The 25968-nt window shown below is 55.3% G+C and carries 16 protein-coding genes; 10 read left to right on the forward strand and 6 right to left on the reverse strand.

The features are described 5' to 3' along the window. Positions 1 to 114: 114 nt before the first annotated feature. Positions 115 to 1548: an undecaprenyl-phosphate galactose phosphotransferase WbaP gene (gene wbaP, locus PAT9B_RS13085; protein ID WP_013509751.1), complete on the reverse strand. Its 1434-nt coding sequence runs from the start codon at positions 1546 to 1548 to the stop codon at positions 115 to 117. Between the two features lie 791 nt (positions 1549 to 2339). Here wbaP and PAT9B_RS13090 point away from each other — a divergent pair. Next, positions 2340 to 3914 carry a TerC family protein gene (locus PAT9B_RS13090; RefSeq protein ID WP_013509752.1) on the forward strand — a complete coding sequence of 525 codons (1575 nt, stop codon included), beginning with the start codon at positions 2340 to 2342 and terminating at the stop codon, positions 3912 to 3914. A gap of 66 nt (positions 3915 to 3980) precedes the next feature. Here PAT9B_RS13090 and asmA read toward each other — a convergent pair whose 3' ends face one another. The 3 genes from asmA to udk form a co-directional block, all read right to left on the reverse strand. Next, entirely contained in the window at positions 3981 to 5780 is a 1800-nt protein-coding gene (gene asmA / locus PAT9B_RS13095; protein ID WP_013509753.1) for an outer membrane assembly protein AsmA, read from the reverse strand. A gap of 21 nt (positions 5781 to 5801) precedes the next feature. Next, positions 5802 to 6383: a dCTP deaminase gene (dcd, locus tag PAT9B_RS13100; protein ID WP_013509754.1), complete on the reverse strand. Its 582-nt coding sequence runs from the start codon at positions 6381 to 6383 to the stop codon at positions 5802 to 5804. A gap of 83 nt (positions 6384 to 6466) precedes the next feature. After that, positions 6467 to 7108 carry a uridine kinase gene (gene udk, locus PAT9B_RS13105; RefSeq protein ID WP_013509755.1) on the reverse strand — a complete coding sequence of 214 codons (642 nt, stop codon included), beginning with the start codon at positions 7106 to 7108 and terminating at the stop codon, positions 6467 to 6469. 237 nt (positions 7109 to 7345) lie between these two features. Between udk and PAT9B_RS13110 the strand changes: the two genes are divergently transcribed. From PAT9B_RS13110 to yegD, 3 genes are all read left to right on the forward strand, one after another. Continuing rightward, positions 7346 to 7960, forward strand: coding sequence for a phosphatase PAP2 family protein (locus PAT9B_RS13110; protein WP_013509756.1), 615 nt, complete (start codon positions 7346 to 7348; stop codon positions 7958 to 7960). A 159-nt stretch (positions 7961 to 8119) separates the two neighbouring features. Further along, positions 8120 to 10684: a diguanylate cyclase gene (locus tag PAT9B_RS13115; protein WP_013509757.1), complete on the forward strand. Its 2565-nt coding sequence runs from the start codon at positions 8120 to 8122 to the stop codon at positions 10682 to 10684. Positions 10685 to 10750: 66 nt separating this feature from the next. Then, positions 10751 to 12103 carry a molecular chaperone gene (yegD, locus tag PAT9B_RS13120; protein ID WP_013509758.1) on the forward strand — a complete coding sequence of 451 codons (1353 nt, stop codon included), beginning with the start codon at positions 10751 to 10753 and terminating at the stop codon, positions 12101 to 12103. 50 nt (positions 12104 to 12153) lie between these two features. Here the strand turns inward: yegD and PAT9B_RS13125 are convergent, their stop codons facing one another. Together PAT9B_RS13125 and PAT9B_RS13130 are read right to left on the reverse strand one after the other, a co-directional pair. Then, positions 12154 to 13491: a carbohydrate porin gene (locus tag PAT9B_RS13125; RefSeq protein ID WP_013509759.1), complete on the reverse strand. Its 1338-nt coding sequence runs from the start codon at positions 13489 to 13491 to the stop codon at positions 12154 to 12156. A gap of 285 nt (positions 13492 to 13776) precedes the next feature. After that, positions 13777 to 14739, reverse strand: coding sequence for an aldo/keto reductase (locus PAT9B_RS13130; RefSeq protein ID WP_013509760.1), 963 nt, complete (start codon positions 14737 to 14739; stop codon positions 13777 to 13779). A 242-nt stretch (positions 14740 to 14981) separates the two neighbouring features. On the opposite strand from PAT9B_RS13130, the gene PAT9B_RS13135 reads away from it, so the two are divergent. From PAT9B_RS13135 to baeR, 6 genes are read left to right on the forward strand one after another with little or no spacing between them, the layout of a single operon-like run. Continuing rightward, the gene (locus PAT9B_RS13135) at positions 14982 to 16226 is read left to right on the forward strand and encodes an MdtA/MuxA family multidrug efflux RND transporter periplasmic adaptor subunit (RefSeq protein WP_013509761.1); all 1245 of its coding nucleotides are present in this window, start codon (positions 14982 to 14984) and stop codon (positions 16224 to 16226) included. Then, positions 16226 to 19348 (forward strand): MdtB/MuxB family multidrug efflux RND transporter permease subunit, encoded by a 3123-nt coding sequence (locus PAT9B_RS13140; protein WP_013509762.1) that lies wholly within the window; start codon positions 16226 to 16228, stop codon positions 19346 to 19348. Before PAT9B_RS13135 ends, PAT9B_RS13140 begins: the two co-directional genes overlap by 1 nt. Continuing rightward, positions 19345 to 22422, forward strand: a complete 3078-nt coding sequence (gene mdtC, locus PAT9B_RS13145; RefSeq protein ID WP_013509763.1) for a multidrug efflux RND transporter permease subunit MdtC — start codon at positions 19345 to 19347, stop codon at positions 22420 to 22422. The genes PAT9B_RS13140 and mdtC overlap by 4 nt, the downstream gene beginning before the upstream one ends. A 15-nt stretch (positions 22423 to 22437) precedes the next feature. Then, a complete protein-coding gene (gene mdtD / locus PAT9B_RS13150) occupies positions 22438 to 23847 on the forward strand; it encodes a multidrug transporter subunit MdtD (RefSeq protein WP_013509764.1) in 1410 nt (469 codons plus the stop codon). Continuing rightward, the gene (gene baeS / locus PAT9B_RS13155) at positions 23844 to 25229 is read left to right on the forward strand and encodes a two-component system sensor histidine kinase BaeS (RefSeq protein WP_013509765.1); all 1386 of its coding nucleotides are present in this window, start codon (positions 23844 to 23846) and stop codon (positions 25227 to 25229) included. Before mdtD ends, baeS begins: the two co-directional genes overlap by 4 nt. Positions 25230 to 25238: 9 nt before the next feature. Beyond that, complete coding sequence (gene baeR, locus PAT9B_RS13160) at positions 25239 to 25946, forward strand: two-component system response regulator BaeR (protein WP_013509766.1); 708 nt, start codon at positions 25239 to 25241, stop codon at positions 25944 to 25946. The last annotated feature ends 22 nt before the right edge of the window (positions 25947 to 25968 follow it).

Consider the following 25968-nt stretch of genomic DNA (forward strand, 5'->3'; position numbering starts at 1 on the left):
AACGCCGCTGTGTAAGCGTCTTACAAAACAAAGTCTGACGGGTTAAACACCGAAACTGTGGGTCATTATCATTTGCTCCCTATGCTTTCTGTTGTCACCCTGCCCTCGCGTCTATCAATAGGCGCCATCGCGCTTGAGCACTACGCCAATGGTCTTAAACAGAATCGCGATGTCATTCCAAAGCGACCAGTTTTTGACGTACCACGAATCGAAATAGACACGCGTTTCATAATCAACGTCGTTACGACCGCTGACCTGCCACAATCCCGTCATGCCTGGTTTCGCCATCAGGTAATAATCAACGTCACCGGCATAACGGCAGAGTTCATCTTCGATAACCGGACGCGGCCCCACCAGGCTCATATCGCCACGGACCACGTTCCACAGCTGCGGTAATTCATCCAGGCTGGTTTTGCGGATAAAGTGACCGACTTTGGTAATACGCGGGTCATTTTTCAGTTTGAAATCTTTATCCCACTCAGCGCGTGCCACTGGATCAGTGCGTAATACTTCTTCCAGCACCTCTTTGGAATTAATCACCATCGAGCGGAATTTCAGACATTTGAATTTGCGACCATTAAAACCAACACGTTCATGACCGTAAATCGGGTTGCCACCGTCACGTCCGACAAGGAAACCCAACACCAGCAAAGCCGGTGACAGCGCAATAATGATGCTGAGCGCACCGACGATATCGAACGCGCGCTTCAGGCAGCGTGAAGTCCGTTTCGCCAGGTTGTTGTTAACCCGTAAAATCATCACTTCGTGGCTGAAGATATACGCCATATCGGTGCCGTAGAGCGGAACGCCACGTAAGGTCGGGATGACCGATACCGAGCGACAGTTGTGCATAGCCAGCGTCTTCAGCCAGTTATCGCGGTACTGGCTCTGCTCAAACTCAACCGCGACAATAAACTGCGTTTCATTGTTGGTGAGCTGCCAGAGCTCTTGCTCACTGCGCAGTACCGGCACACCTTCAAGGCTGGCTTGCGGACAGCTACCATCGACATCGAAAAAGGCAATAACATCAAATCCCATCACCTCTTCGCTTTGCAGCGCTTGCCAGGCTTCCACGGCATTCTTGCTGCTGCCGATGATGATGGTCTGCTTTTTCCACATGCCAAAACGGTTCAGTACGCGTTTTGCCATGGCGCGTCCCAGCGGAATCAGTATTAACGCCAGCAACCAGGTCAGTACCCAGACAAAACGCGACATCTGCCACTGTGACAAGGCGGTAATGGACAAATCGATGACAGAGAAAATAAGAATGGTACGAAAGATCTCTTTCAGCTCGAACCAAAAAGGTTTGCGATAGGTGAAATGACGCAGCCGCACCCAGAACCAGCCAACACAAATAATCGACAGACAGAGGTGCGTGGCGATTTTTAAATTGAGGTCTTTTTCAGAAATATCTGCCAGTGGGGAATTCGTGAGCGAATTAATGAGCGCCAGAGCAATAAACAACGCCGCGTTGAAACAAATTAAATCCGAGCACGCCAGTAAAATTTTAGTGAGAAGACTTTTATAGGTAAATTCGTTATCGCGCATAATTAACTCTTTATTTTATTTCCCTAATCCTTAACGCCTCAACCCTGTGTAATAAACGAGCGATATTGAAACTGGCTTAGAACAGGCTATCTGCAGGGGAATCTTCGGTGTTTATGTCAATCTTCTTACCTGCCCTGCAAGAAAATTGTGATAAATACCAACAGATTAGTCTGACTTCCTTCAACATATTTTCCGACCAGACTCCCGGTTTAAAAAGCACTTCGGACACGCTACCGCCCTTGGCTGTCGCTGCCAATACCGCTCTGGTTGCCCTAATTTCCTGTTTGTGGTTACCGGTTTGCCATGACAATAACTGGCCTTAACCGGGACACGATCACAATTCTCAACATTAAGAAGCTAAACAAGACGCTATTAACAACATAAGCGCAGACATTTACTAACACGTTGCTATACTAGTTATTACTGGCTTGTTTACAAGTAGACCCCGTGTTCCCTGCTCTATTTTAGGAAAAAGACTACCAGTCATTAGTATTGATGCCATCCCTTTCAGGCCATTCCCACCTAAAATTCAGAAAAGTTCGATATTCAAATTCTGAGCTATTCGCATTAAAAACGAACGCTGTCATGCGCCAGAAACAATTAATCGCAGCAAATTCAGGTGTGGCGTGTTTATCCATACATTCAACTTATCCGTCAAAAAACCCCATTCGGATTATTCCTTATTACGCGGCAGCCCCCTGTAACACAACAACGTCTGGGTATTTGTTCCCCCTGCGGGGATTAACTATGATAAGACTAAGCTCATTCTCAGACATTCAGGTGATGAAAGCATGTTGGAGTGGATCGCTGATCCCTCGCTCTGGGCAGGATTAGTCACGCTAATCGTTCTTGAGCTGGTTCTTGGCATTGATAACCTGGTTTTCATTGCCATTCTGGTGGAAAAATTACCGCCGGTGGTGCGCGATCGCGCGCGCGTGATTGGCCTGCTGCTGGCGTTGTTGTTACGCCTGGTCCTGCTGGCATCGCTTTCGTGGTTGGTTACCCTGACACAGCCGCTGTTTACCCTGTGGCAACACAACTTCAGCGCCCGCGATTTATTACTGTTCGCCGGAGGGGTGTTTCTTCTTTATAAAGCCACCACCGAACTGAATGACCGCCTTGAGGGGAGTGACGAGGACAACGGTCAAACTAAAAATGGCGCTAAATTCTGGCCGGTGGTCGCGCAAATTGTGGTGCTGGACGCCATCTTCTCGCTGGATGCGGTGATTACCGCCGTGGGCATGGTGAATGAATTGCCGGTGATGATGACGGCGGTGACCATCGCTATCCTGCTAATGCTTATGGCCAGCAAAGCGCTCACCCGCTTCGTCAATAGCCATCCCACCATTGTGATTCTGTGCCTCAGTTTTCTGCTGATGATTGGTTTTAGCCTGGTCGCTGAGGGACTCGGCTTTATCATTCCGAAAGGCTACCTGTATGCCGCCATTGGCTTCTCCATTCTGATTGAGATGTTCAACCAGCTGGCGATGTTCAATCGTCGTCGTTTCCTCTCCGCAGGCCGCCCGTTACGCCAGCGCACCGCCGAAGCCGTACTGCGTATTCTGCGCGGCGAGGCACAACGAGCGGAACTGGATGCCGATACCGCCTCATTGCTCAGCGACAGCGAGGAAGGCGCGCTATTTAACCGTCAGGAGCGACGCATGATCGCCCGCGTGCTGGGGCTGGGACAGCGCCAAATCAGCAGCATCATGACCTCACGTCACGATATCGAGCATATTGATCTGACGGAAGATCCCGTGGAAATCATGGCCAAGCTCGACCGCAATCAACACACGCGTATTCTGATTACCGAAAAAGGCAACGAACCCCTCGGCGTCGTTCACGTGATTGATTTAATGCATCAGTCGCTGCATGAAAAATCGCTGGATTTACGTTCATTGATTCGCCAGCCGCTGGTTTTTCCCGAACGCGTCACGTTATTGCAGGCGCTGGAGCAATTCCGTCAGGCGCGTACCCATTTTGCCTTTGTAGTGGATGAATTTGGCTCCGTAGAGGGGGTCGTCACCCTCAGCGATGTGATGGAAACCATTGCTGGCAATCTGCCTAATGAAGGGGAAGAGATTGATCCCCGCTACGACATCCAACCCGGTCCACAAGGCGGCTGGATTGCCAACGGGCATATGCCGCTGGAAGATTTAGCGGTCTATGTCAGGCTGCCGTTGGATGAGAAGCGCAGTTATCACACCCTGGCGGGATTGCTGATGGATAGCCTGCAACATGTGCCACAGGAAGGTGAGGAGCTACAGGTAGGGGATTATTTGCTGCGCACGCTGCGGGTGGAAAATCACCGCGTACAGAAGGTCGAGATTGTACCGGTAGACAGCATCGGCGATCCCCTTGCGTAGCGGCGCGTTTTATCGCGCGCCTTTTACGAAAAACAGCGCGATAAATCGCGCCGCTACGTTGGTCAATTAGGGTTTCTGTTGTGACGGCTGCTGCCGATCCAGCCACTGATCCAGTCGGCTCTTGGCCTCATTTTGCAACTGCTGACGTAGTACCTGATCCACCGGCAATGAATACTGCAAATTATCCCAGCGCCCGTACATACGTAACGGGATGGTCTGCTCATTCATCACCGCCGCCAACTTCTCATCCCCTTTCCAGCCACGCAGCATCATATTGATGGTCACGTCCAGTTGCCGGGTCAGCATATTAATATTCCCCTGGCTCTGCACCGCCAGGTGATTGCTGCCGCCCTGCAAATCAGGCAGCGAGATCACACCTTTATTCAGGCTGATACGGCCGCTTAATTGCTGGATGCTCTGGTCCTCACTCGCATCGTTGCTGACCCGATTGCTGACGCGCGCCACCGCGCGGCTGACCATCTGTTGTAGATTAAGTTGCGCCAGTTGCAGGTTGTTGGCCGTCAACTCTGCACTCCCCTGCCACTTCTGCTTAGCATCATCGATGCTTAAACCGCTGCCGCTCACATCCCCCTGCAACGATACTGTTCCCTGGATCGCCTCGGGCAGTTCGAACGCTTTCAACAAGGGTGCAATCGCCACCTGGCGCAGTTCCGGTTGGAGCGTCACCGTGGTGATCGGATGACGGATATCGACTGAACCCGGAATGGAAAACTCGCCCTCGCCCAACTTGCCCTGGAGCTGGCTCAGCGTCATTAATCCTTCCTGATTACTGGCCGTCAGTTGCAGGTCATTGAGCGTCAGGCCACGCCATACCGCCTGATCCGCTGTCAGGTTGAGGGTCAAATCCATCATCGTCAGCGGAGAGTCGCTATTATCCCGTTCACGCGGTTCCGCAATCACCGGGGTACGTATCACGCTGGCATGTTGCGGAGCACTGCTGTCACTGACTGGCGCGCTCGCCATCAGGTTATCGAGGTTAAGCGCCGCCGCATGCAGTTTCAAATTGAGCTGTTGTGGCAGCAGCAAACTCCCTTCCGCGCTACCATCCAGCGCGCTGTCGTTGGCGCTCAGTTGCAGTTTGTTTAACGCAAATTGCTGACGGTCATTGTTCCACTCGCCATCGCCACTTAATGTGCCTTTGATACCCTGCGTCGGCAGATTCGCACCGTCGAGGGTATAATCCAGCGCATCAATACGGCCATTGAGACGGTGCGGATACTGCGCCGCATCAAGCTGCCCCTTCAGACTGACCGTGAGATTACGCTGATTGCGTGAAATGCGCGTGCTGAGATCGATGCTGGCCTGTTTACTGGCATCCTGATTCAGACTGAGGTTGAGATCGCGAAAGTTGTACTCGTCGCCCCCCTGCTGTTGCCAGATGAGCAGGCTGTCAGCAAGCCGCAGCTTACCGATATCGAAAGACCAGCCATTGCTGCTGGCCGTCGGTTCGGCATCACGTGGCCCCACCGGCGATCCACTGGGTTTCTGCGCATCACTCTCCGGGGTGACGCGAATGATGGCGTTCTTCAGCATCACCTGACTGACGCTGAGTTGGTGAGAAAGTAACGGCCAGAGATTGACGTCGAGACGCATATTCTCTGCGGTTATCACCGGCTGGCTGGCACCCGGCGCGGTCAGGCTCATGCGGCCAGCGAGAATGCTGAGTTGCGGCCACACATGCCAACGCAAATCACCGTTAACCTGAAGCCGATAACCACTGCGTTGTTCCACCTGTTGTACCATATAGGTACGAAAGTCGTTGGGATTCACCAGTAACACCAGTGCGGTCATTCCCGCGACGACCACCACTAACAGGATGGCCAGCGTGGTTATCAATCTTCTCATTACATCCTCAAAGTTTGACGATCAATCTTTGTCGATACGGCTGGCATCAGCACCCTGCTGACCACGATATTTCGCATCTTCACGGCGGTTGTACGGACGCGCTGCCGGGCCGGAGAGCGGTTCAAAGCTCAATGCCCCAATCAGCATACCGGGACGCAGCGCCAGTGGCAGCTTACCGGAGTTGTAAAACTCCAGCACAATACGCCCCTGCCAGCCCGGGTCAATACGGTGTGCGGTCACATGCACCATCAAGCCCAAACGCGCCAGTGATGAACGTCCATCCAGCCAGCCGACAAGATCATCCGGTAAGGTCACCGACTCCAGCGTGACCGCCAGGGCCAGTTCGCCCGGATGCAGGAAGAAGGCTTCCCCTTCCGGTAACACAATTTCATCGCTCATCACGCGGTCCAGCGCAGCACTGACTTCATGCTTGGGACCACTTAAATCGATAAATGCAGCGGTGTGTCCACGAAACGTGCGGAACTGATTGCCCAGGCGCACATCCACGGTGGCCCCATTAATACGCTCAACCGGGGGACGCGGCGAGATCGCCAGCTTACCGCTGTCCAGCCAGGTTTCTATATCGCGATCGCATAATCTCATCGCTGTGACTCCATGATTTAAGTGTAGCGAAAGGTTGCCGCTGTTGTGACAACCTCAGCCGCGCACGTCCATCCGGACGCGGTTTATTCGAAGAACTGGTTAATTTTTGCCTTGAGGATATCAATAGCAATGCGGTTTTTCCCGCCGCGCGGCACAATAATGTCGGCGTATTGCTTGGAAGGCTCGATAAATTGCAGAAACATCGGACGTACCGTCTTCTGATACTGGCTCATCACCGAATCCATCGAACGACCACGCTCGTTTACATCACGCTTCATACGACGCATCAGGCAGATATCCAGCGGGGTATCGACAAAGATGGAGAAATTCATCTCCTGACGCAAGCGCGCATCGGTGAGTAACAAAATCCCTTCCAGAATGATCACTTTCTTGGGCTTCAGATGGATACATTCGGTGGTACGGGTGTGTTCAACATAGCTATAAACCGGCAGATCGATGTCTTGTCCCGCCTTCAGCGCCTGCAAATGTTGCAGCAACAGGTCATGATCCATCGCGCTGGGATGGTCATAATTGGTTTTTACCCTCTCTTCCATGGTGAGGTGACTTTGATCTTTGTAGTAGGCATCTTCCGGGATCACCCCGATATGCTCGTCACCGACCTGGTCACGGATTTCACGATAGAGCGTGCTGGCGATAAGACTTTTTCCGGATGCGGATGCACCTGCAATGCCAACGATCACGCACTGATGAGACTTGTCAGTCATACTTTTTTAAGACCTGATAACTGGAGCCTGTTGAAGCACATGCTTCGACCGGCCGATAATGAGAGGGTTTGGTTGGCGGCAATTATAGGGATTTCACCGGTTTGATGCCAGAGAAAAGCAGCCGACGCCTTTTCAGATTATCCCCTTTTGCAGCGGGACAGTTAATGGATACACTGTATTCTGCCGACTCTGTATCCAGGGTTGTGCCTGTTTGATCGCCATCCCGCAAGGAGAAGTATGAGCTGGAAAACCCTGACCTATTTCGGTGACAGTATGTTGTTGATCCCCACAGCGGTGATCATCGCACTGGTGTTGCCGTGGAAAAGCGACAATCAACGTACCGTCTGGTACTGGTTGCTGGCGTTTGGCCTCGCCGGTTTGCTGGTCAGCATTTCTAAAATCCTGTTTCTTGGTTTTGGCATCGGCAGCGCCAGATTTAACTTCACCGGATTTAGCGGTCACAGCGCGATGTCTGCCACGCTCTGGCCGGTGATGATGTGGCTGGTATCCGGCCGCTGGTCAACCCTGGGGCGGCTGATCACCATCGGTATTGGCTACCTGATCCCCTTGATGGTCGGGTTTTCGCGTCTGGTTATTCACGCACATTCACTCAGTGAAGTGCTTGCCGGCCTGATGCTGGGTTTTACCCTCAGCAGCGCCTTCCTGCTCAGCCAGCGCGACACGGCGTTGAAAGGCTTTAGCCTGCCACAGATGGGCGTGGCGTTCCTGGTGCCATTGTTATTGATGAGCCATGGCCGCGTCGCCACCACCCAGCAATTCCTTGAGCGCTTTTCTGCTGACCTTGCCGGGCTGGAAAAACCCTATACCCGTGCGGATCTGTTTCGACAGTGAACGGTCAGCCCTTTGTTAACAAAGGGCGATTCAATGCATTGAATAAGGTAGAAAAGTGAATTCGCGGCAGACATCTTTGCCAGATGTGCTAGCATGCCAGTTAGAGAATGACTGGCGCATTTTTCGTCGTGTTGCGAATGCGCGCTGCTGGATTCGTGCATGACCCTCGAAATATTGACCTCGCAGGATGGCTCAAAGAAACATTGGCTCAATGCCCTCTACCTGGGGGTAGTCGCGTTTCTGCTGACATTGTTCTGTCTGGAACTGATCATTGTCAGTGGGCGCATTTCCCCGTTGTGGTTCTCCACGGCGTTAATGACCATTGTGGTGTTCCGCGCCCCGGCCCAACGCGTGCCATTGCTGTTGTTTGGCTGCCTGCTGGGCACCGCATTAGCCAATTTGATGGTGATTGGCCCGGCCATCAGTAATCTCAAGTTTGCCCTGCTTAACCTGTTACAGGCGCTGATGGGCGGCATCATGCTGCGTGTGCTGCTTGATCGTCGCGCACCGCTTGATTCACTGCTCGACTGGGGACGCTATGTCGTCAGTGCTGGCCTGATCGCCCCCTTTGTCGGCGGTTTGCTGGCGCTGTGGTTGTTACAAGTCAGTGGCACTGCCTCGCTACCGTTCTTCTCCACGTGGGTGATTTCCGAAGTCATTGGTATGTTGGCGCTCGGGCCGGTGTTGCTGTTATGGCCGTTAGGCAAGCAGGAAAATCCGGTCGCACGCCATCGCAGCATCGAAACCGTTCTGACCCTGGCGTTTACCCTGTTGGCCAGCTACCTCAGCCTGCGCTACCTGCCGTGGCCCTTCACCTTCATTGTGGTGATCCTGTTCTGGTGCGCGATACGTCTACCCAAGTTCGAAGCCTTTTTACTTTTCCTGCTCAACTCCAGCTTTATTTCGCTGCTGCTGGCATTCAACCTGGTCAACCTCAGCCACGATGACCGGATGTTGGGCCAGGCCGGTACCTGGCTGCCCTTTCTGTTGGTGTTAATCCCCAGCCATGTTATGGCGCTGGTGATGGATGCGTTCCAGCGCGAAAAAAATCATATTGCGGAAAGCGAAACCCGCTTCCGTAACGCCATGGAGTATTCCGCCATCGGCATGGCGCTGGTCTCCCCGCAGGGCAATTGGTTGCAGGTCAACCAATCGCTCTGTCGCACCCTGGGGTTTCCGGCGGAGGAGTTGCGCAAGCTGACGTTTCAGCAAATCACCCACCCTGATGATCTGAACAACGATTTGCAGCAACTCAAGCGGCTGTTGGGGGGGGAAATTATGACGTACACCCTCGAAAAGCGCTATTTCCGCAAAGACGGTGAAACGGTCTGGGCGCGTCTGACGGTCTCCGTGGTACGCGATACCCAGCAACAACCGCTCTATTTCATCTCGCAAATCGTCGATATCTCTGAACTTAAGCAGAGCGAACAGGTGAATCGCCGCCTGATGGAACGCATCACACTGGCCAATGAAGCGGGCGGCATTGGCGTGTGGGAATGGAACCTGGCCACCGGCGAGCTGATGTGGGACAAACGCATGTATGAGCTGTTTGCGCTGGCACCACATGAACTTCCCACTTACGACCTTTGGTTACGGCGCGTGCATTCGACCGATCAGGAATACGTTGCTCTGACCGTGCAGCAAGCCATCGAGCGTCGCAGCGCATTTCACATGGAGTACCGCATTGGCCTGCCCGGCAATATGCGTTATGTCCGTACCGAAGCCAACCGCATCCTCAGTCAGGATGGACAAATCGAACGTATGCTGGGTATCTGCCAGGATATCACTCACCTGCGCGCCCTTAACGATGCGTTATTCCAGGAAAAAGAGCGCATGGCGATTACCCTGGATTCGATCGGCGAAGCGGTGATCAGCACCAACGATGAAATGCAGGTCACCTTTATGAACCCGGTGGCGGAAAAGATGACCGGCTGGACGCAGGATGCGGCGGCAGGCATGGCGATCTCCGAGCTGCTCAATATCACGCATGGTCCGGCTGGCCCAAGAATCCAAAATTTGCTGCTCTGTCATTTACCCGCAGAAAAAACCACCCCGGACCTGGAAGAAGAACTGGTACTGCATACCGCAGACGGCGGCGTATTTGAGATCCATTACAGCATTACCCCACTCAAAACGCTGACCGGCGAAAGCATCGGTGCGGTGATGGTCATTCAGGATGTCAGTGAATCGCGCAAAATGATGAAACGCCTGAGCTACAGCGCCTCCCACGATATGCTGACGCGTTTACCCAATCGACTCAGCTTCGAAAGGCAGTTGAAACGTCTGCTTAGTGATGCGACCGTGAATCAACATCAGCACGTGCTGGTGTTTATCGATCTCGATAAATTTAAGGCGGTCAACGATACCGCAGGCCATGCGGCTGGCGATGCGCTGTTGCGTGAGCTAGGTGAACTGATGCAACACCATATCCGCAGCAGTGATTTTCTCGCCCGCCTCGGAGGTGACGAATTTGGCTTGCTGCTGCCTGACTGCGACGTCGACGACGTGCGCGATGTGGTGCAACGGCTGGTGACGGCGATCAATCAATATCGCTTTATGTGGCTGGACAGCTTCTATCAGGTCGGTGCCAGCGCCGGTATGACGCAGATTGACGAGCATAACTGCATCAGCAATCTGGTGATGTCGCAAGCCGACGTCGCCTGCTACAGCGCCAAACATGCCGGACGCGGCCAATATCATGTTTATCAGGAAATACAGATGTAATCTGCCTTGCCTGCCCACGCGAGCTGCGCTAAAGTCGCCCCCTTTTTTCCGGCATGGGGGACAATGATGTTTATCGGATTCGATTATGGCACCGCCAACTGTTCCATCGCAGTCAGCGATGCAGGCACACCACGGCTGCTGACGCTGGAGAATGGCCAGCGCCTGCTTCCCTCCATGATCTGCGCGCCAACGCGCGAAGCCATCAGCGAATGGCTTTATCGTCACCATCAGGTGCCGACCCCCGACAGCGAAGGACAGGCGCTGCTGCAACGGGCATTGCGTTTTAACCGCGAAGAAGACATTGATGTGACCGCCAGCAGCGTCCAGTTTGGCCTGACTGCGCTGCAAAACTATATGGTCGATCCCGAAGAGGTGTGGTTTGTTAAATCACCCAAATCTTTTCTCGGTGCCAGCGGCCTGAAGCCGCAGCAAATCGCGCTGTTTGAAGATCTGGTTTGCGCCATGATGCTGCATATCCGTCAACAGGGTGAAAGCCAGTTAGATCAGCCGATTGAGCAGGCAGTCATTGGTCGTCCAATCAACTTCCAGGGACTGGGCGGCGATGAGGCCAATGAGCAGGCGCAGGGCATTCTGCTGCGCGCAGCCAAACGCGCGGGTTTCCGCGATGTGGAATTTCAGTTTGAACCGGTGGCCGCAGGGCTGGATTTTGAAGCCACGCTGAATAAAGAAACGCGGGTGCTGGTGGTCGATATTGGCGGCGGCACCACCGACTGTTCCATGTTGTTAATGGGGCCGGAGTGGCGCAAAAAAGCCGATCGCCGCGACAGTCTGCTGGGCCATAGCGGTTGCCGCGTGGGCGGTAACGATCTGGATATTATGCTGGCGTTTAAAACCCTGATGCCGTTGCTCGGCCTCGGTGGCAGTACGCAGAAAGGCATCGCCCTTCCCGCCCTGCCGTGGTGGAATGCGGTCGCGATCAACGATGTCCCGGCGCAAAGCGAGTTCTACTCTGCCGCCTGCGGCAAGCTACTGCGTGACTTAGTTCGTGATGCCCAGGATCCTGAACAGGTCGCTCATCTGCTGAAGGTATGGCAACAGAAGCTGAGTTATCGTCTGGTGCGTGCGGCGGAAGAGAGCAAAATCGCCCTCTCCGATCAGCCGGTTACCTCAGCCTCGCTGGCATTTATTGCGGCACAATTGCAGACAGAAACCAGTGCGGCACAGTTGGAAGAGGCGATCAATCAGCCGCTGGAACGCATTCTGGAACAGGTCCACCTGGCGCTGGCGACGTGCACCACCAAGCCGGAAGTCATCTATCTGACGGGCGGCAGCGCCCGTTCGCCGGTACTCCGTGCCGCCTTACAGCAGGCGTTACCGGATACGCCGATTGCCAGCGGCGACGACTTTGGATCGGTCACCGCCGGTCTGGCGCGCTGGGCCGAAATACTGTTCGGTTAAAAAAAACGGTCGCCATCAATGGCGACCGTTTTTGCAGCAATCAGAAAACATCAGAAATTGATATTCGCCGCAATACCGCCGATAAACGCATCTTTCACTTCGCTTACCGCCCCCGGTGCTACAACATATTGCAGGTTCGGACGCAGTTGCAGCCATTTGGTCAGCTGAGCGTTGTAATAGATTTCATAGTTATATTCTGAACCATCCTGGATCGGCAGATACGTCGGGCTGTTATAGTCCGTTTCGCCATTCGCGGCATTCTGCTGACGTAAGGCGGTGGTATAGGAACTGTTCACGTGAATACGCGCCGCACCAATACCAATTTCGTCGGCAGGACGTGCATCAAACGGCCCTTTCCAGGTAAAGCTGATGGATTGGTAGTTATCGGTTTTTGAGGTTTTATGGTCGTTCATTACCGCCTGGACGGTAACACCCAGACCACGGCTGGCATCGCCACCCTGCGCAGTCAACTGTTGTTGCAACAGCACATAACCACCGTAGGCGTGAGCCTGATCCTGGTAAGCGCCGTTACGCCAGCTGCCGTACACATCGCCATCAACCGATGAGTAGTAATAACCGATACGGTAGTTACCCGGCAGTTTGTCCGGGCCAAAGGTCGGTTTCCAGCCCAGTTCCACCGGCACCATGTTGCCGAGTGAATTGTTCATATCAAGACGGAAGCCATTGCCGGTATCGTAGTTTTTCGGGTTGTCGTTATAGAAGCCCACCTGGAAGAACACTTCCGGCGTGAAGTTAACTTTGATACGGCCGCCCCATTGAGAAACCGGCCAGTTGTACCAACGGTCGCCACGCCAGTTACCGGCCTGGCCGCTACCGAACGCCAGGTTCTGGAACTTACTGTCGAAGTTATCAAAATCTTCACCGACGGTGACACGACCCGCTTTGATATCGACCACATCATTAAACAATCCCTGACGTAACCAGAATTGGGTTAAACGCCAGGTCTGACCACGACCGTACACTTCCTGCACTGAAGAGAGCATTCCGCTACGTGGGTCGCCAACCTGGTCGGAGATGTTGCGGCCATTACGGTCGGTGATGGTCATCTGGAATTCAGCATCCTGCCAGTTCAGCAGTTTTTCCAGGTCAAGGTTGACGCCAAACGCCCATTGGTCGCTGTAACGCATTGAGGTGTTTTTGTCATAACCGCCGCCAAGGTTGGAGGCGCTTTCCATCGTGTAGTTAACGTCGAATTTGACGCCGTCATTCTCAAGTTGCGTTCGGTAACCGCCCCAGTCGCCAAACATGTAGGGTGAATCGTAGCTGAATGCATCCGCTGCCACGGCAGATGCGCTCAGCAGAGCGAACATGATAGTACCCGCGGCCAGACGGCTCGGGATGCGCTGCACTGCTTCTTTTCTGTTCATAATGATTATTCTTTTGTGAGTTACTGGAAAGATCGAGCAGAGAATAGTGCTGAGGCGGGGGTGGTTTTTGCAAATATGTGCTCAGAGTTCCGTGAAGTGACAGTTAATTAACGCAATTGTGACAACGATCTATGAATGAATATCTTTTGTCGAAAATGGCATTTTTTGACTGGAAAAAATCACACTCCGGTTAACATCAGCAGCGCAGGGTAACGCGGTGATTTATCGCGCTATTTTCAGCGCAAAAAAACAGCGCGATAAATCGCGCCGCTTCGAAAACAATGATCACTCAGCACTGGCACGCGATAATTCTTCAATCTCTTGTTTACTCAGCGTGAGCTGGGTGGCTTTAGCCAACTCATCAATCTGCGATAGCGAGGTGGCGCTCACAATCGGCGCAGTAATGCTGGGACGGGCAATTTGCCAGGCCAACGCGACCTGGGTTGGCGAAACATCATGAGAATCAGCAACGGTGTCGAGGGCATCAAGAATGCGCAAACCACGCGGATTGAGGTATTTGGCTACCACGCCCTGACCACGCGCACTCTTGCTGGCATCTGCTGCGGTACGATATTTCCCACTGAGAAAGCCGCTCGCCAGTGAATAGTAGTTAATCACGCCCAGCCCATGCGCTACCGCCACTTGCTCAAGCGCACTTTCATACCCCTGGCGATCGTAGAGGTTGTACTCTGGCTGTAACGTTTCATAACGCGCCAACCCTTGTTGCTCACTGACACTTAGCGCTTCCTGCAAACGCTCGGCGCTGTAGTTTGACGCACCTATCGCCCGCACTTTGCCTTCTTTGATCAGGGAGTCAAACGCAGCCAGTGTATCGGCCAGCGGAGTATCCTGGTCATCGCGGTGCGCCTGATACAGGTCGATATAATCGGTTTGCAGGCGGCGCAGTGAATCCTCTACTGCCTGACGAATATATTGCGGTTTCAGGCCCTTTTTGTCCGGCGACAGTTCCATACCGACCTTCGTCGCCAGTACGATGCTGTCGCGCTTGCCGGTTTTTTTCAGCCATTTACCGATAATGGTTTCTGATTCACCACCCTGATTGCCGGGTGCCCAGCGCGAATACACATCGGCGGTATCGATAAACCACAACCCCTTCTCCACCAACGCATCCAGCAGGGAAAAGGACGTTTTCTCATCCACGGTCCAGCCAAACACATTCCCACCAAAAGTAAGAACCGGCACTGCAATACCCGTGTCGCCAAGTTGGCGAGTTGATTGTTGACTCATTTTATTTCTCCTTAATTGAAACGAGACGGCTCAGCTTTCCAGCTTAGCAAAGGGGGGAAACGGCTTATGAAAAAATCCTGATAAAATTCGTACAGAATATGAATACTTAGCGTGCACAGGACGATATTCTTAATTCCTTCAATTTTCGCCCATGCCAGGCGACTACAATTCTTTCGTTTGCGCTCCGGCAGGTTGGGCGGCGCATTTTGGGAAAACGAATTCGCTGGAGAGCACATAACTTCATGAACACCCGACGTCCTTTGTTGAAAAAAAGCCTTATTACTCTGGCGATCGTTGCTGTACTGGCGGGCGGCTATTACTGGTGGCAGCATCCGGCAGAACCCAACAAGCAGCCGCAAGCTGAAGGGCAGCGCCATCATGGGCGCGGTGCAGGAGGGGCTGCCGGTGCCAACCGCCGTCCCCTGGCTCCGGTACAAGCCGCCACCGCCGTTTTACAAAGCGTGCCGCATTATCTCAGCGGATTAGGCACCGTGACCGCAGCGAACACCGTTACAGTACGCAGCCGGGTTGATGGTCAGTTAATGGCGCTGCATTTCAATGAAGGACAACAGGTCGACGCTGGCGCATTGCTGGCAGAGATCGATCCGCGCCCTTATCAGGTCGCACTAATCCAGGCACAGGGCCAGTTAGCCAAAGATCAGGCGACGCTCGCCAACGCAAAACGCGATCTGGCGCGCTATGAAAAGCTGGCAAAAACGGCACTGGTTTCGCAGCAGGAGCTGGATACCCAACGCTCACTGGTGAGTGAAACCCTCGGCACCATCAAAGCGGACGAAGGTAACGTCGCCAGCGCACAGCTGAATCTGACCTACAGCCGGATTACCGCTCCCATCTCCGGTCGTGTCGGCCTGAAGCAGGTCGATGTTGGCAACTACATCACCTCCGGCGACACCACCGGCCTGGTGGTGATCACGCAAACGCACCCGATTGATGTGGTATTCAGCGTGGCCGAGAACAACATCAGCCAGATTCTGAAGGCGCAGAAAAGTGGTCAGCCGCTGGTGGTGGATGCCTGGGATCGCAGCAACACGACCCTGCTGACCTCCGGTTCATTGCTGAGTCTCGATAACCAGATCGACGCCACCACCGGCACCATCAAATTAAAAGCGCGCTTCAGCAACCAGGATGACACCTTATTTCCCAATCAGTTTGTTAATGCGCGGCTGAAAGTCGATACCTTGCAGGATGCGGTGGTGATCCCGACCGCTGCGCTACAAATGAGCAACGACGGACATTTTGTCTGGGTGGTGAACAGCGAGAACAAGGTCAGCAAAAAACGCGTGACCGCCGGTTTGCAGGATAGCCAGAAAGTGGTGATCAGCGCCGGGCTGGAAGCAGGTGAACGTGTGGTGACCGACGGCCTGGATCGCCTGACCGAAGGCGCAACCGTAGAGATTGTCGCACCGCAAAGCACCGCCACCCACAGCAGTCGTGCCACACAACCGGCACGTGGGGATCGTCAATAATGCAGGTTATGCCTCCTGACGCCAGCGGCGGACCGTCACGCCTGTTTATTCTGCGCCCGGTCGCCACCACCCTGTTGATGATCGCCATTCTGCTGGCCGGGATCCTCGGTTACCGCTTCCTGCCGGTTTCCGCGTTGCCGGAGGTGGATTATCCGACCATCCAGGTCGTCACCCTGTATCCCGGAGCCAGCCCGGATGTGGTGACCTCTTCCATCACCGCCCCACTCGAACGCCAGTTCGGCCAGATGTCCGGGTTGAAGCAGATGGCTTCGCAAAGTTCCGGCGGCGCTTCGGTGATTACCCTGCAATTCCAGCTCACGCTGTCACTGGATGTCGCCGAACAGGAAGTGCAGGCCGCGATCAACTCCGCCACCAATCTTTTGCCGAGCGATCTGCCCAATCCACCGGTCTACAGCAAAGTTAACCCGGCCGATCCGCCGATCATGACCCTCGCCGTTACCACCACCAGCATGCCGTTAACCCAGGTGCAGGACATGGTGGAAACCCGTGTGGCCCAGAAAATTTCTCAGGTCAGCGGCGTCGGTCTTGTCACCCTCTCCGGTGGACAACGGCCCGCTGTGCGCGTGCAGATGAACGCCCAGGCGTTGGCGGCATTGGGACTGACCAGCGAGACGGTGCGTACCGCCATCAGCAACGCTAACGTCAACTCGGCAAAAGGTAGCCTCGACGGTCCCACCCGTTCTATCACCCTGTCGGCCAACGACCAGATGACCTCGGCGGAGGATTATCGCCAGTTGATCATCAGCTACAACAACGGTGCGCCGGTACGTTTAGGCGATGTCGCCACCATCGAACAGGGTGCCGAAAACAGCTGGCTTGGGGCCTGGGCTAACCGCCAGCCCGCCATTGTGTTGAATGTGCAACGCCAGCCTGGTGCCAACATTATCGCCACGGCGGATAATATTCGGGCATTGCTGCCGTCGTTAACTGCCACACTGCCCAAATCGGTTGAAGTCAAAATGCTCACCGACCGCACCACCAATATCCGCGCGTCGGTGGCCGATACGCAGCATGAGCTGATGCTGGCGATTGGGCTGGTGGTGATGATCATCTACCTGTTTCTGCGCAATGTGCCAGCGACCATTATTCCGGCGGTGGCCGTGCCCCTGTCGCTGGTGGGCACCTTCGCTGCGATGTATTTTCTCGGTTTCTCGATCAACAACCTGACGTTAATGGCGCTGACCATCGCCACCGGCTTTGTGGTCGATGACGCCATCGTGGTGATTGAGAACATCTCCCGCTATCTGGAAAAAGGGGAAAAACCGCTCACCGCAGCGCTGAAAGGGGCCGGTGAAATTGGTTTCACCATTATCTCCCTCACCTTCTCGCTGATCGCCGTACTGATCCCGTTGTTGTTTATGGGCGATGTGATTGGTCGTCTGTTCCGTGAGTTTGCCGTCACCCTCGCCGTGGCGATCCTGATCTCCGCCGTGGTATCGCTGACGCTGACGCCGATGATGTGCGCACGCATGCTCAGTGCGGAATCATTGCGCAAACAGAACCGCTTTTCGCGCGCCAGTGAAGCGATGTTTGACCGGGTGGTTGCCGGTTATGGCCGCTGGCTAACGCGGGTACTGCAACACCCGTGGCTGACGCTGTCCGTCGCCCTCGGCACCCTGCTCCTGACGGTTCTATTGTGGATCGTTATTCCTAAAGGTTTCTTTCCGCAGCAGGATAACGGCATTATTCAGGGCACCCTACAGGCACCGCAGTCCGTTTCCTATGCCAGCATGGCGCAGCGCACGCGTGATGTGGCGTCAATCATCATGAAAGATCCTGCGGTACAGAGCCTGACCTCGTTTGTCGGGGTGGATGGCACCAATGCCGCCCTGAACAGCGCACGCTTACAAATCAACCTCAAACCGCTGGCAGAACGTGACGATCGTATTCCGGCAGTACAGAAACGCTTGCAGGACGCGGTAGCCAGCGTGCCAGGTGTCTCGTTATGGCTGCAAGCGGTACAGGATCTGACCATCGATACCCAGGCCAGCCGTACCCCTTATCAGTTCACGCTGCAATCCGGTTCGCTTGACTCGCTGAGCACCTGGGTGCCGGTGCTGCTTAATCAGCTCAATACCCTGCCTGAACTGCGCGATGTCAGCAGCGACTGGCAGGATCAGGGATTGGAAGCCTTTATCCGTGTCGATCGCGACAGTGCCAGCCGTTTGGGTATCACCATGGCGGATGTCGATAACGCGCTGTACAACGCCTTCGGCCAGCGCCTGATCTCCACCATTTACACCCAGGCCAATCAGTATCGCGTGGTGTTAGGGCAAAACAACGAGGCCACACCGGGCCTTGCCAGCCTCGAGGGTATTCGCCTCACCAGCACCGATGGCGGCAGCGTGCCGTTGAGTGCCATCGCCAAAGTGGAAGAACGGCATGCCGCGCTGAGCATCAACCATCTCGACCAGTTTCCGTCGGCCACGTTCTCGTTTAACGTCGCCGACGGCTACTCGCTCGGTGACGCCGTTAAAGCGGTCAGTGCCGCCGAAGATCAGGTGGGGATGCCCGCCGAGATGATGACCCAGTTCCAGGGCAGTACGCTGGCATTTGAAGCTGCGCTCACCAGCACGGTGTGGCTGATCATCGCCGCCGTGGTGGCGATGTATATCGTGCTGGGCGTGTTGTACGAGAGCTTTATTCACCCGGTCACGATCCTCTCCACCCTCCCCACCGCCGGGGTGGGTGCGCTGCTGGCTCTGATGATCAGCGGCAACGAGTTGGACATCGTCTCGATTATCGGCATCATCTTGCTGATCGGCATCGTGAAGAAAAACGCCATCATGATGATCGACTTTGCGCTGGCGGCGGAACGGGAACAGGGCATGGCCCCACGTGAGGCGATTTATCAGGCCTGTCTGCTGCGTTTCCGCCCGATACTGATGACCACGCTGGCGGCACTGCTGGGCGCGCTGCCGCTGATGCTCAGCACCGGTGCGGGGGCGGAGTTACGCCGTCCGCTGGGGATTGCCATGGCCGGTGGCCTGATCCTCAGTCAAATCCTGACCTTGTTCACTACCCCGGTTATTTACCTGTTGTTTGACCGTCTGGCGCAGATCACCCGTCGCCGCTTCCGCCGTCCGGAGGCGCAGCCGTGAAGTTCTTTGCCCTGTTCATCCACCGACCGGTCGCCACCACGCTGTTAACGCTGGCGATTGCGCTGGCGGGTATTCTCGGTTTCCGTCTGCTACCGGTCGCGCCGCTGCCGCAGGTCGATTTTCCGGTGATCGTCATCTCTGCCTCGCTGCCGGGTGCCTCACCAGAAACCATGGCCTCATCCGTCGCCACCCCGCTCGAACGCTCGCTCGGGCGTATCGCCGGGGTGAGTGAGATGACCTCCACCAGCTCGCTGGGCAGCACGCGTATCATTCTGGTGTTTGATTTTGACCGCGACATCAACGGTGCCGCACGTGATGTACAGGCGGCCATCAACGCCGCACAAAGCCTGTTACCCACCGGGATGCCAAGCCGCCCAACGTACCGTAAAGCCAACCCCTCTGATGCGCCGATTATGATCCTGACGCTGACCTCGGATATTTATAATCCCGGTCAGCTGTATGATTACGCGTCAACGCAACTGGCGCAGAAGCTGTCGCAGATTGAGGGGGTCGGCGATGTCACGGTAGGCGGTAGCTCACTGCCCGCAGTCCGTGTCGAACTGAACCCACAGGCGTTGTTTAATCAGGGAGTGTCGCTGGATGCGGTACGCACCGCGATCGCCAACGCCAACCAACGCCGTCCGCAAGGCGCGATTGATGACCAGCAGCAACGCTGGCAGTTGCGTACCAACGATGAACTGCAAACCGCCAGCGATTATCAGCCACTGGTGGTGCATTACAACAACGGCGCGGCGGTACGGTTGCGTGATGTGGCGAACGTGCAGGATTCGGTGCAGGATGTGCGCAACGCCGGGATGACCAATGGCAAACCGGCGGTGCTGCTGGTGATCCGCAAATCGCCGGAAGCCAACGTGATCGACACGGTTGATCGCATCCGCGCCGAATTACCCGAGTTGCATGACGTCATTCCGGCATCGATTGATCTGCAAGTCGCGCAGGATCGCTCCCCTACCATCCGCGCTTCCTTACAGGAAGTCGAGCAGTCACTCATCATCGCCGTTGCGCTGGTGATTCTGGTGGTGTTTTTCTTCCTGCGTGACGGGCGTGCCACCCTGATCCCCGCTGCCGCCGTGCCGGTCTCACTGATTGGCACCTTCGCTGCCATGTATCTGTGCGGCTTTAGTCTGAATAACCTGTCGTTAATGGCGCTGACCATCGCGACCGGTTTCGTGGTGGATGATGCCATCGTGGTGCTGGAGAATATCGCGCGTCACGTTGAAGCCGGCATGAAACCGTTACAGGCAGCGCTACAGGGGGTGCGTGAAGTCGGCTTTACCGTACTCTCGATGAGCCTGTCGCTGATCGCGGTGTTCCTGCCGCTGCTGATGCTCGGCGGTATTATTGGTCGCTTCTTCTCCGAATTCGCCATTACGCTCTCGGTGGCGATCCTGATATCGCTGTTTATCTCTATCACCCTGACGCCAATGATGTGCGCGTACCTGCTAAAACCGCATGTACCGCGCGCGCAAACACGTCTGCGCGGGGCCGGGCGCGTGCTGATGGCGGTGCAACAAGGTTATGGTCGTTCACTCGGCTGGGTGCTGGATCATGCACGCTGGGTCCTGTTGGTGCTATTGGCAACGGTCGGGCTGACCATCTGGTTGTTTATCTCGATACCCAAAACCTTTATGCCTGAGCAGGATACCGGACGTCTGACCGGCTTTATCTCTGCCGACCAGAGCATCTCCTTCCAGGCGATGCGCGGGAAATTGCAGGACTTTATGAACATCATCAAGGCGGATCCGGCGGTGGATAACGTCACCGGTTTCACCGGTGGCTCACGCACCAACAGCGGCTCGATGTTTATCTCCCTCAAACCGCTTTCCGAACGCAGCGAAACTGCCCAGCAGGTGATTGCCCGCCTGCGCATGAAGCTGGCGAAAGAGCCAGGCGCCAATCTGTATCTCAATGCAGTGCAGGACATTCGCATTGGCGGACGCGAGTCAAACGCCAGTTACCAGTACAGCCTGCTATCCGATAACCTTGCAGATTTGCGCACCTGGGAGCCGCAAATCCGCACCGCATTTGCGGCGTTACCGGAGCTGGCCGACGTCAACTCCGATCAACAGGATAACGGCAGCGAGATGGCGCTAACCTATGATCGCGAAAGCATGGCGCGGCTGGGGATTGATGTTTCCGCCGCCAACGCCTTGTTGAATAACGCCTTTGGTCAGCGGCAGATTTCGACCATCTATCAACCGCTGAACCAGTACAAAGTGGTGATGGAGGTGGAGCCGCGCTACACCCAGGATATCAGCGCACTGGAGCAAATGTTTGTCATCAACAGTGACGGCAAAGCTATCCCGCTGAGTTGGTTTGCCCGCTGGCAACCGGCCAATGCGCCACTCTCCGTTAACCATCAGGGCTTATCTGCCGCTTCGACTATCTCTTTTAACCTGCCAGAAGGGGTATCCTTGTCGCAGGCCTCGGATGCTATTGACCGCACCATGACAGCACTGGGCGTACCCGGCAGCGTGCGGGGCAGCTTTGCCGGGACGGCGCAGGTGTTCCAGCAGTCACAATCCAGCCAGCTCTACCTGATTCTGGCGGCGATTGCGGCGGTGTATATCGTGCTGGGGATTTTATATGAGAGCTATGTCCATCCCCTGACCATTCTCTCTACCCTGCCCTCCGCCGGGGTCGGCGCGCTGCTGGCGCTGGAGCTGTTTAACACGCCGTTTAGCCTGATTGCGCTGATCGGCATTCTGCTGCTGATTGGCATCGTGAAGAAGAACGCGATTATGATGGTCGACTTTGCGCTGGAAGCAGAACGGAACGGCAACCTGACGGCACGTGATGCCATCTTTCAGGCGTGCCAGTTGCGTTTCCGGCCGATTCTGATGACTACGCTGGCCGCACTGTTTGGTGCGCTGCCACTGGTGCTGACCACGGGCGATGGCGCGGAATTGCGCCAGCCGCTCGGTATCACCATCGCTGGCGGGCTGGTGATGAGCCAACTGCTGACGTTGTATACCACGCCGGTAGTGTATCTGATGATGGATAAGCTGCGCCGCAGGAAACGTCCGGCGCTGATCAATATTCAGGAGAATTAACGGGATGAAGAGACTATGACCACTCAGAACGCGACCGTTCGCTGGCAATTGTGGATTGTCGCTTTTGGCTTTTTTATGCAGTCGCTGGATACCACCATCGTCAACACCGCCATTCCTTCCATGGCACGCGACCTGAGCGTCAGCCCACTGCATATGCATTCGGTGATTGTCTCCTACGTCCTGACCGTGGCCGTCACCCTGCCGTTGAGCGGTTGGCTGGCCGATCGTTTTGGTGTGCGGAATATCTTCTTTACCGCCATCGTGTTGTTCAGCATCGGTTCGATATTCTGTGCCTTCTCCAGCACGCTGGATCAGCTAGTATTGGCGCGCGTCATTCAAGGGGTGGGCGGCGCGATGATGGTGCCCGTCGGGCGCTTAACGGTGATGAAAATCGTCCCGCGCGAACAATATATGTCAGCGATGACCTTTGTGACGCTGCCCGGTCAGGTCGGCCCGCTGCTTGGTCCGGCGCTGGGCGGTATTCTGGTGCAGTACGCCAGTTGGCACTGGATCTTTCTGATCAATATTCCGGTCGGCATTGTGGGTGCCATCGCCACCCTCGCCATCATGCCCAACTACACCATGCAAACCCGGCGCTTCGATTTTCTCGGCTTCGGTTTACTCGCCGTGGGTATGGCAACCCTGACGCTGGCGCTCGATGGGCAGCGCAGCACCGCAGGCTCCGCACTGCTGCTCGGCCTGCTGATTCTGATTGGCGTCTTTTCCCTGCTGTTTTATTTGATGCATGGCCGTAACAACGACAACGCCTTATTTAGCCTGAAATTATTTGATAACCGTATCTACTCGATTGGCCTGCTCGGCAGTTTTACTGGCCGTATCGGTAGTGGCATGCTGCCGTTTATGACGCCGATTTTTTTGCAGGTGGGTCTCGGCTTCAGCCCGTTCCATGCTGGCCTGATGATGATCCCGATGGTGCTCGGCAATATGGGGATCAAACGTGTCGTGGTGCGCATCGTGAATATGTTCGGCTACCGCAATGCGCTGGTCGGCGGCACCTGCGCGCTGGCATTGGTGGTGCTGCTGTTCCCGACGGTCGCGCTGCTGGGCTGGACCTGGCTGCTGCCGGTGGTGTTGTTGCTACAGGGAATGGTTAACGCCATTCGCTTCTCCTCGATGAACACCCTGACGCTGAAAGAACTGCCGGATGAATTGGCCTCCAGCGGTAACAGTTTGCTCTCGATGATCATGCAGCTTTCCACCAGTATCGGGGTCACCATCGCCGGTCTGCTGCTCGGTGCGTTCGGTCATGGTGCCATCGCCAACAGCGCCGCAGCCCATCAAACCTTTATCTACGCTTACCTCAGCATGGCGCTGGTGATTATCCTGCCTGCACTGGTGTTCTGGCGTGTGCCGAAAGATGTAAGCAAAAACGTCGATCTGCGACGCAAAAGGAGTGAAGGATGAAGCGAGCGCTGAAACTCGGCATTGGTCCCAAACTGTTTATGGCTATTTTCTCCACCTGCATGCTGGTGATTATCATCATGCACTGGGGCGTGCGGCTGAGTTTTGAACATGGCTTCGTCGATTACATCCGCAAAGGGAACGAGCAGCGGCTGACTCTGCTGAGCGATGCGCTGGCCGATCAATACGAACAGCACGGCAACTGGGATTTCCTGCGCAACAATGACCGCCTGATTTTCGCCATCCTGCGTTCGCTGGAGCAAAACCCCGGCAGTGAAAATCAACTGCCGCCACATGGCTGGCGCACCCAGTTCTGGATTATTGACCAACAATACAAGGTGCTGTCAGGCCCACGTTCCCCGGTCCCGCCCGAAGGCACGCGGCGCAATATCACCACCAGCAATGGCAAAGTGGTCGGTTGGGTGATTGGCTCACCGGCCGAGCGCTTAACCCGCAGCACAGACATCAATTTTGACCAGCAGCAGCGCCGTACCAGTTGGATTATTGTGGCGTTTACCGCACTGATGGCCGCGCTGGCGACCTGGCTGATGGCGCGAGGTTTACTGGCCCCGGTGAAACGCCTGGTGGATGGCACTCATCATCTGGCGGCGGGCGATTTCGCCACCCGGGTTGAAGTGGGCAGCAGTGACGAACTCGGCCAACTGGCACGCGACTTTAACCAGCTCGCCAGTTCGCTGGAAAAAAACGAGAGCAATCGCCGCGCCTTTATGGCGGATATCTCCCATGAATTGCGCACGCCGCTGGCGATCCTGCGTGGCGAACTGGAGGCCATGCAGGATGGCGTTCGCAAGCTGACACCGGAAGCCATCACCTCGCTGCAAAGCGAAGTGGTGGTGCTGACCAAACTGGTGGACGATCTGCACCAGTTGTCGCTATCCGATGCCGGTGCCCTTGCCTACCGCAAACAGGCGGTGGATTTGGTTCATCTGCTCGAAGTGGTGGCGGGTAGCTTCGGTGAACGCTATCGCAGTCGCCAGTTAGCCCTGCAACTGGTATTGCCTGCTGAGGCGCCAGGTTTTGGCGATCCAGATCGGCTGATGCAGTTGTTCACCAACCTGCTGGAAAACAGCCTGCGTTATACCGATGCCGGTGGTCAGGTGCGTCTGACGATGAAAAACCTCGGCGACAGCTGGCAGCTCTGCTTTGCCGACAGCGCGCCCGGCGTCGATCCTGCCCATCAGGCCCGGCTGTTTGAGCGCTTCTTTCGCGCTGAAAGTTCGCGCAATCGCGCCAGCGGCGGTTCGGGCCTTGGCCTGGCGATCTGCAAAAATATTGCGGAAGCGCATGGCGGCAGCATTAGTGCAGATCTCTCTGATTTAGGTGGCCTGCAAATCACGCTAAACTTGCCTTATGTTCCCCATTAAATGCAGCCTATGAGCATGGAAAAGCACGATCCTTTAATCCTTGTTGTTGAAGACGAGCCGAAACTGGCGCAGCTGATGATTGATTATCTGCAAGCGTCCAACTATCGCACCCATCACATTGGCGACGGCAGCGAAGTGCTGAGCTATGTGCAGCAAACACCACCCGATTTGATGCTGTTGGATTTAATGCTGCCGGGTCGCGACGGCTTAACCTTGTGTCGTGAAATCCGCCGTTTCTCCGATCTGCCGATCATCATGGTGACCGCGCGCACCGAAGAGATTGATCGTCTGCTCGGTCTGGAGATTGGTGCTGACGACTACATCTGTAAGCCTTTTAGCCCACGTGAAGTGGTGGCGCGGGTGAAAACCATTCTGCGTCGCGTCAAGCGCTCGCCGGAGGAAGCACAGCAGGCCTCGCATTTACTGATTGATGAAAGCCGCTTCCAGGCCAGCTGGCGTGAGCAACAGCTGGAGCTGACACCCGCCGAGTTTCGTCTGCTGAAAACCCTGGCGCTGGAGCCGGGCAAAGTGTTTTCACGTGAGCAACTGCTCAACCATCTGTACGACGACTATCGCGTCGTCACGGATCGCACCATCGACAGCCATATCAAAAATTTGCGCCGTAAGCTGGAAAGCCTCGACGCCGAACAACCGTTTATCCGCGCGGTGTACGGTATGGGCTATCGCTGGGAGGCCGACGTCTGCCGCATCCTGTAGCAGACCGCGCTTTACCTTGATC

This window comes from Pantoea sp. At-9b, from assembly GCF_000175935.2.
GTDB lineage: Bacteria > Pseudomonadota > Gammaproteobacteria > Enterobacterales > Enterobacteriaceae > Pantoea.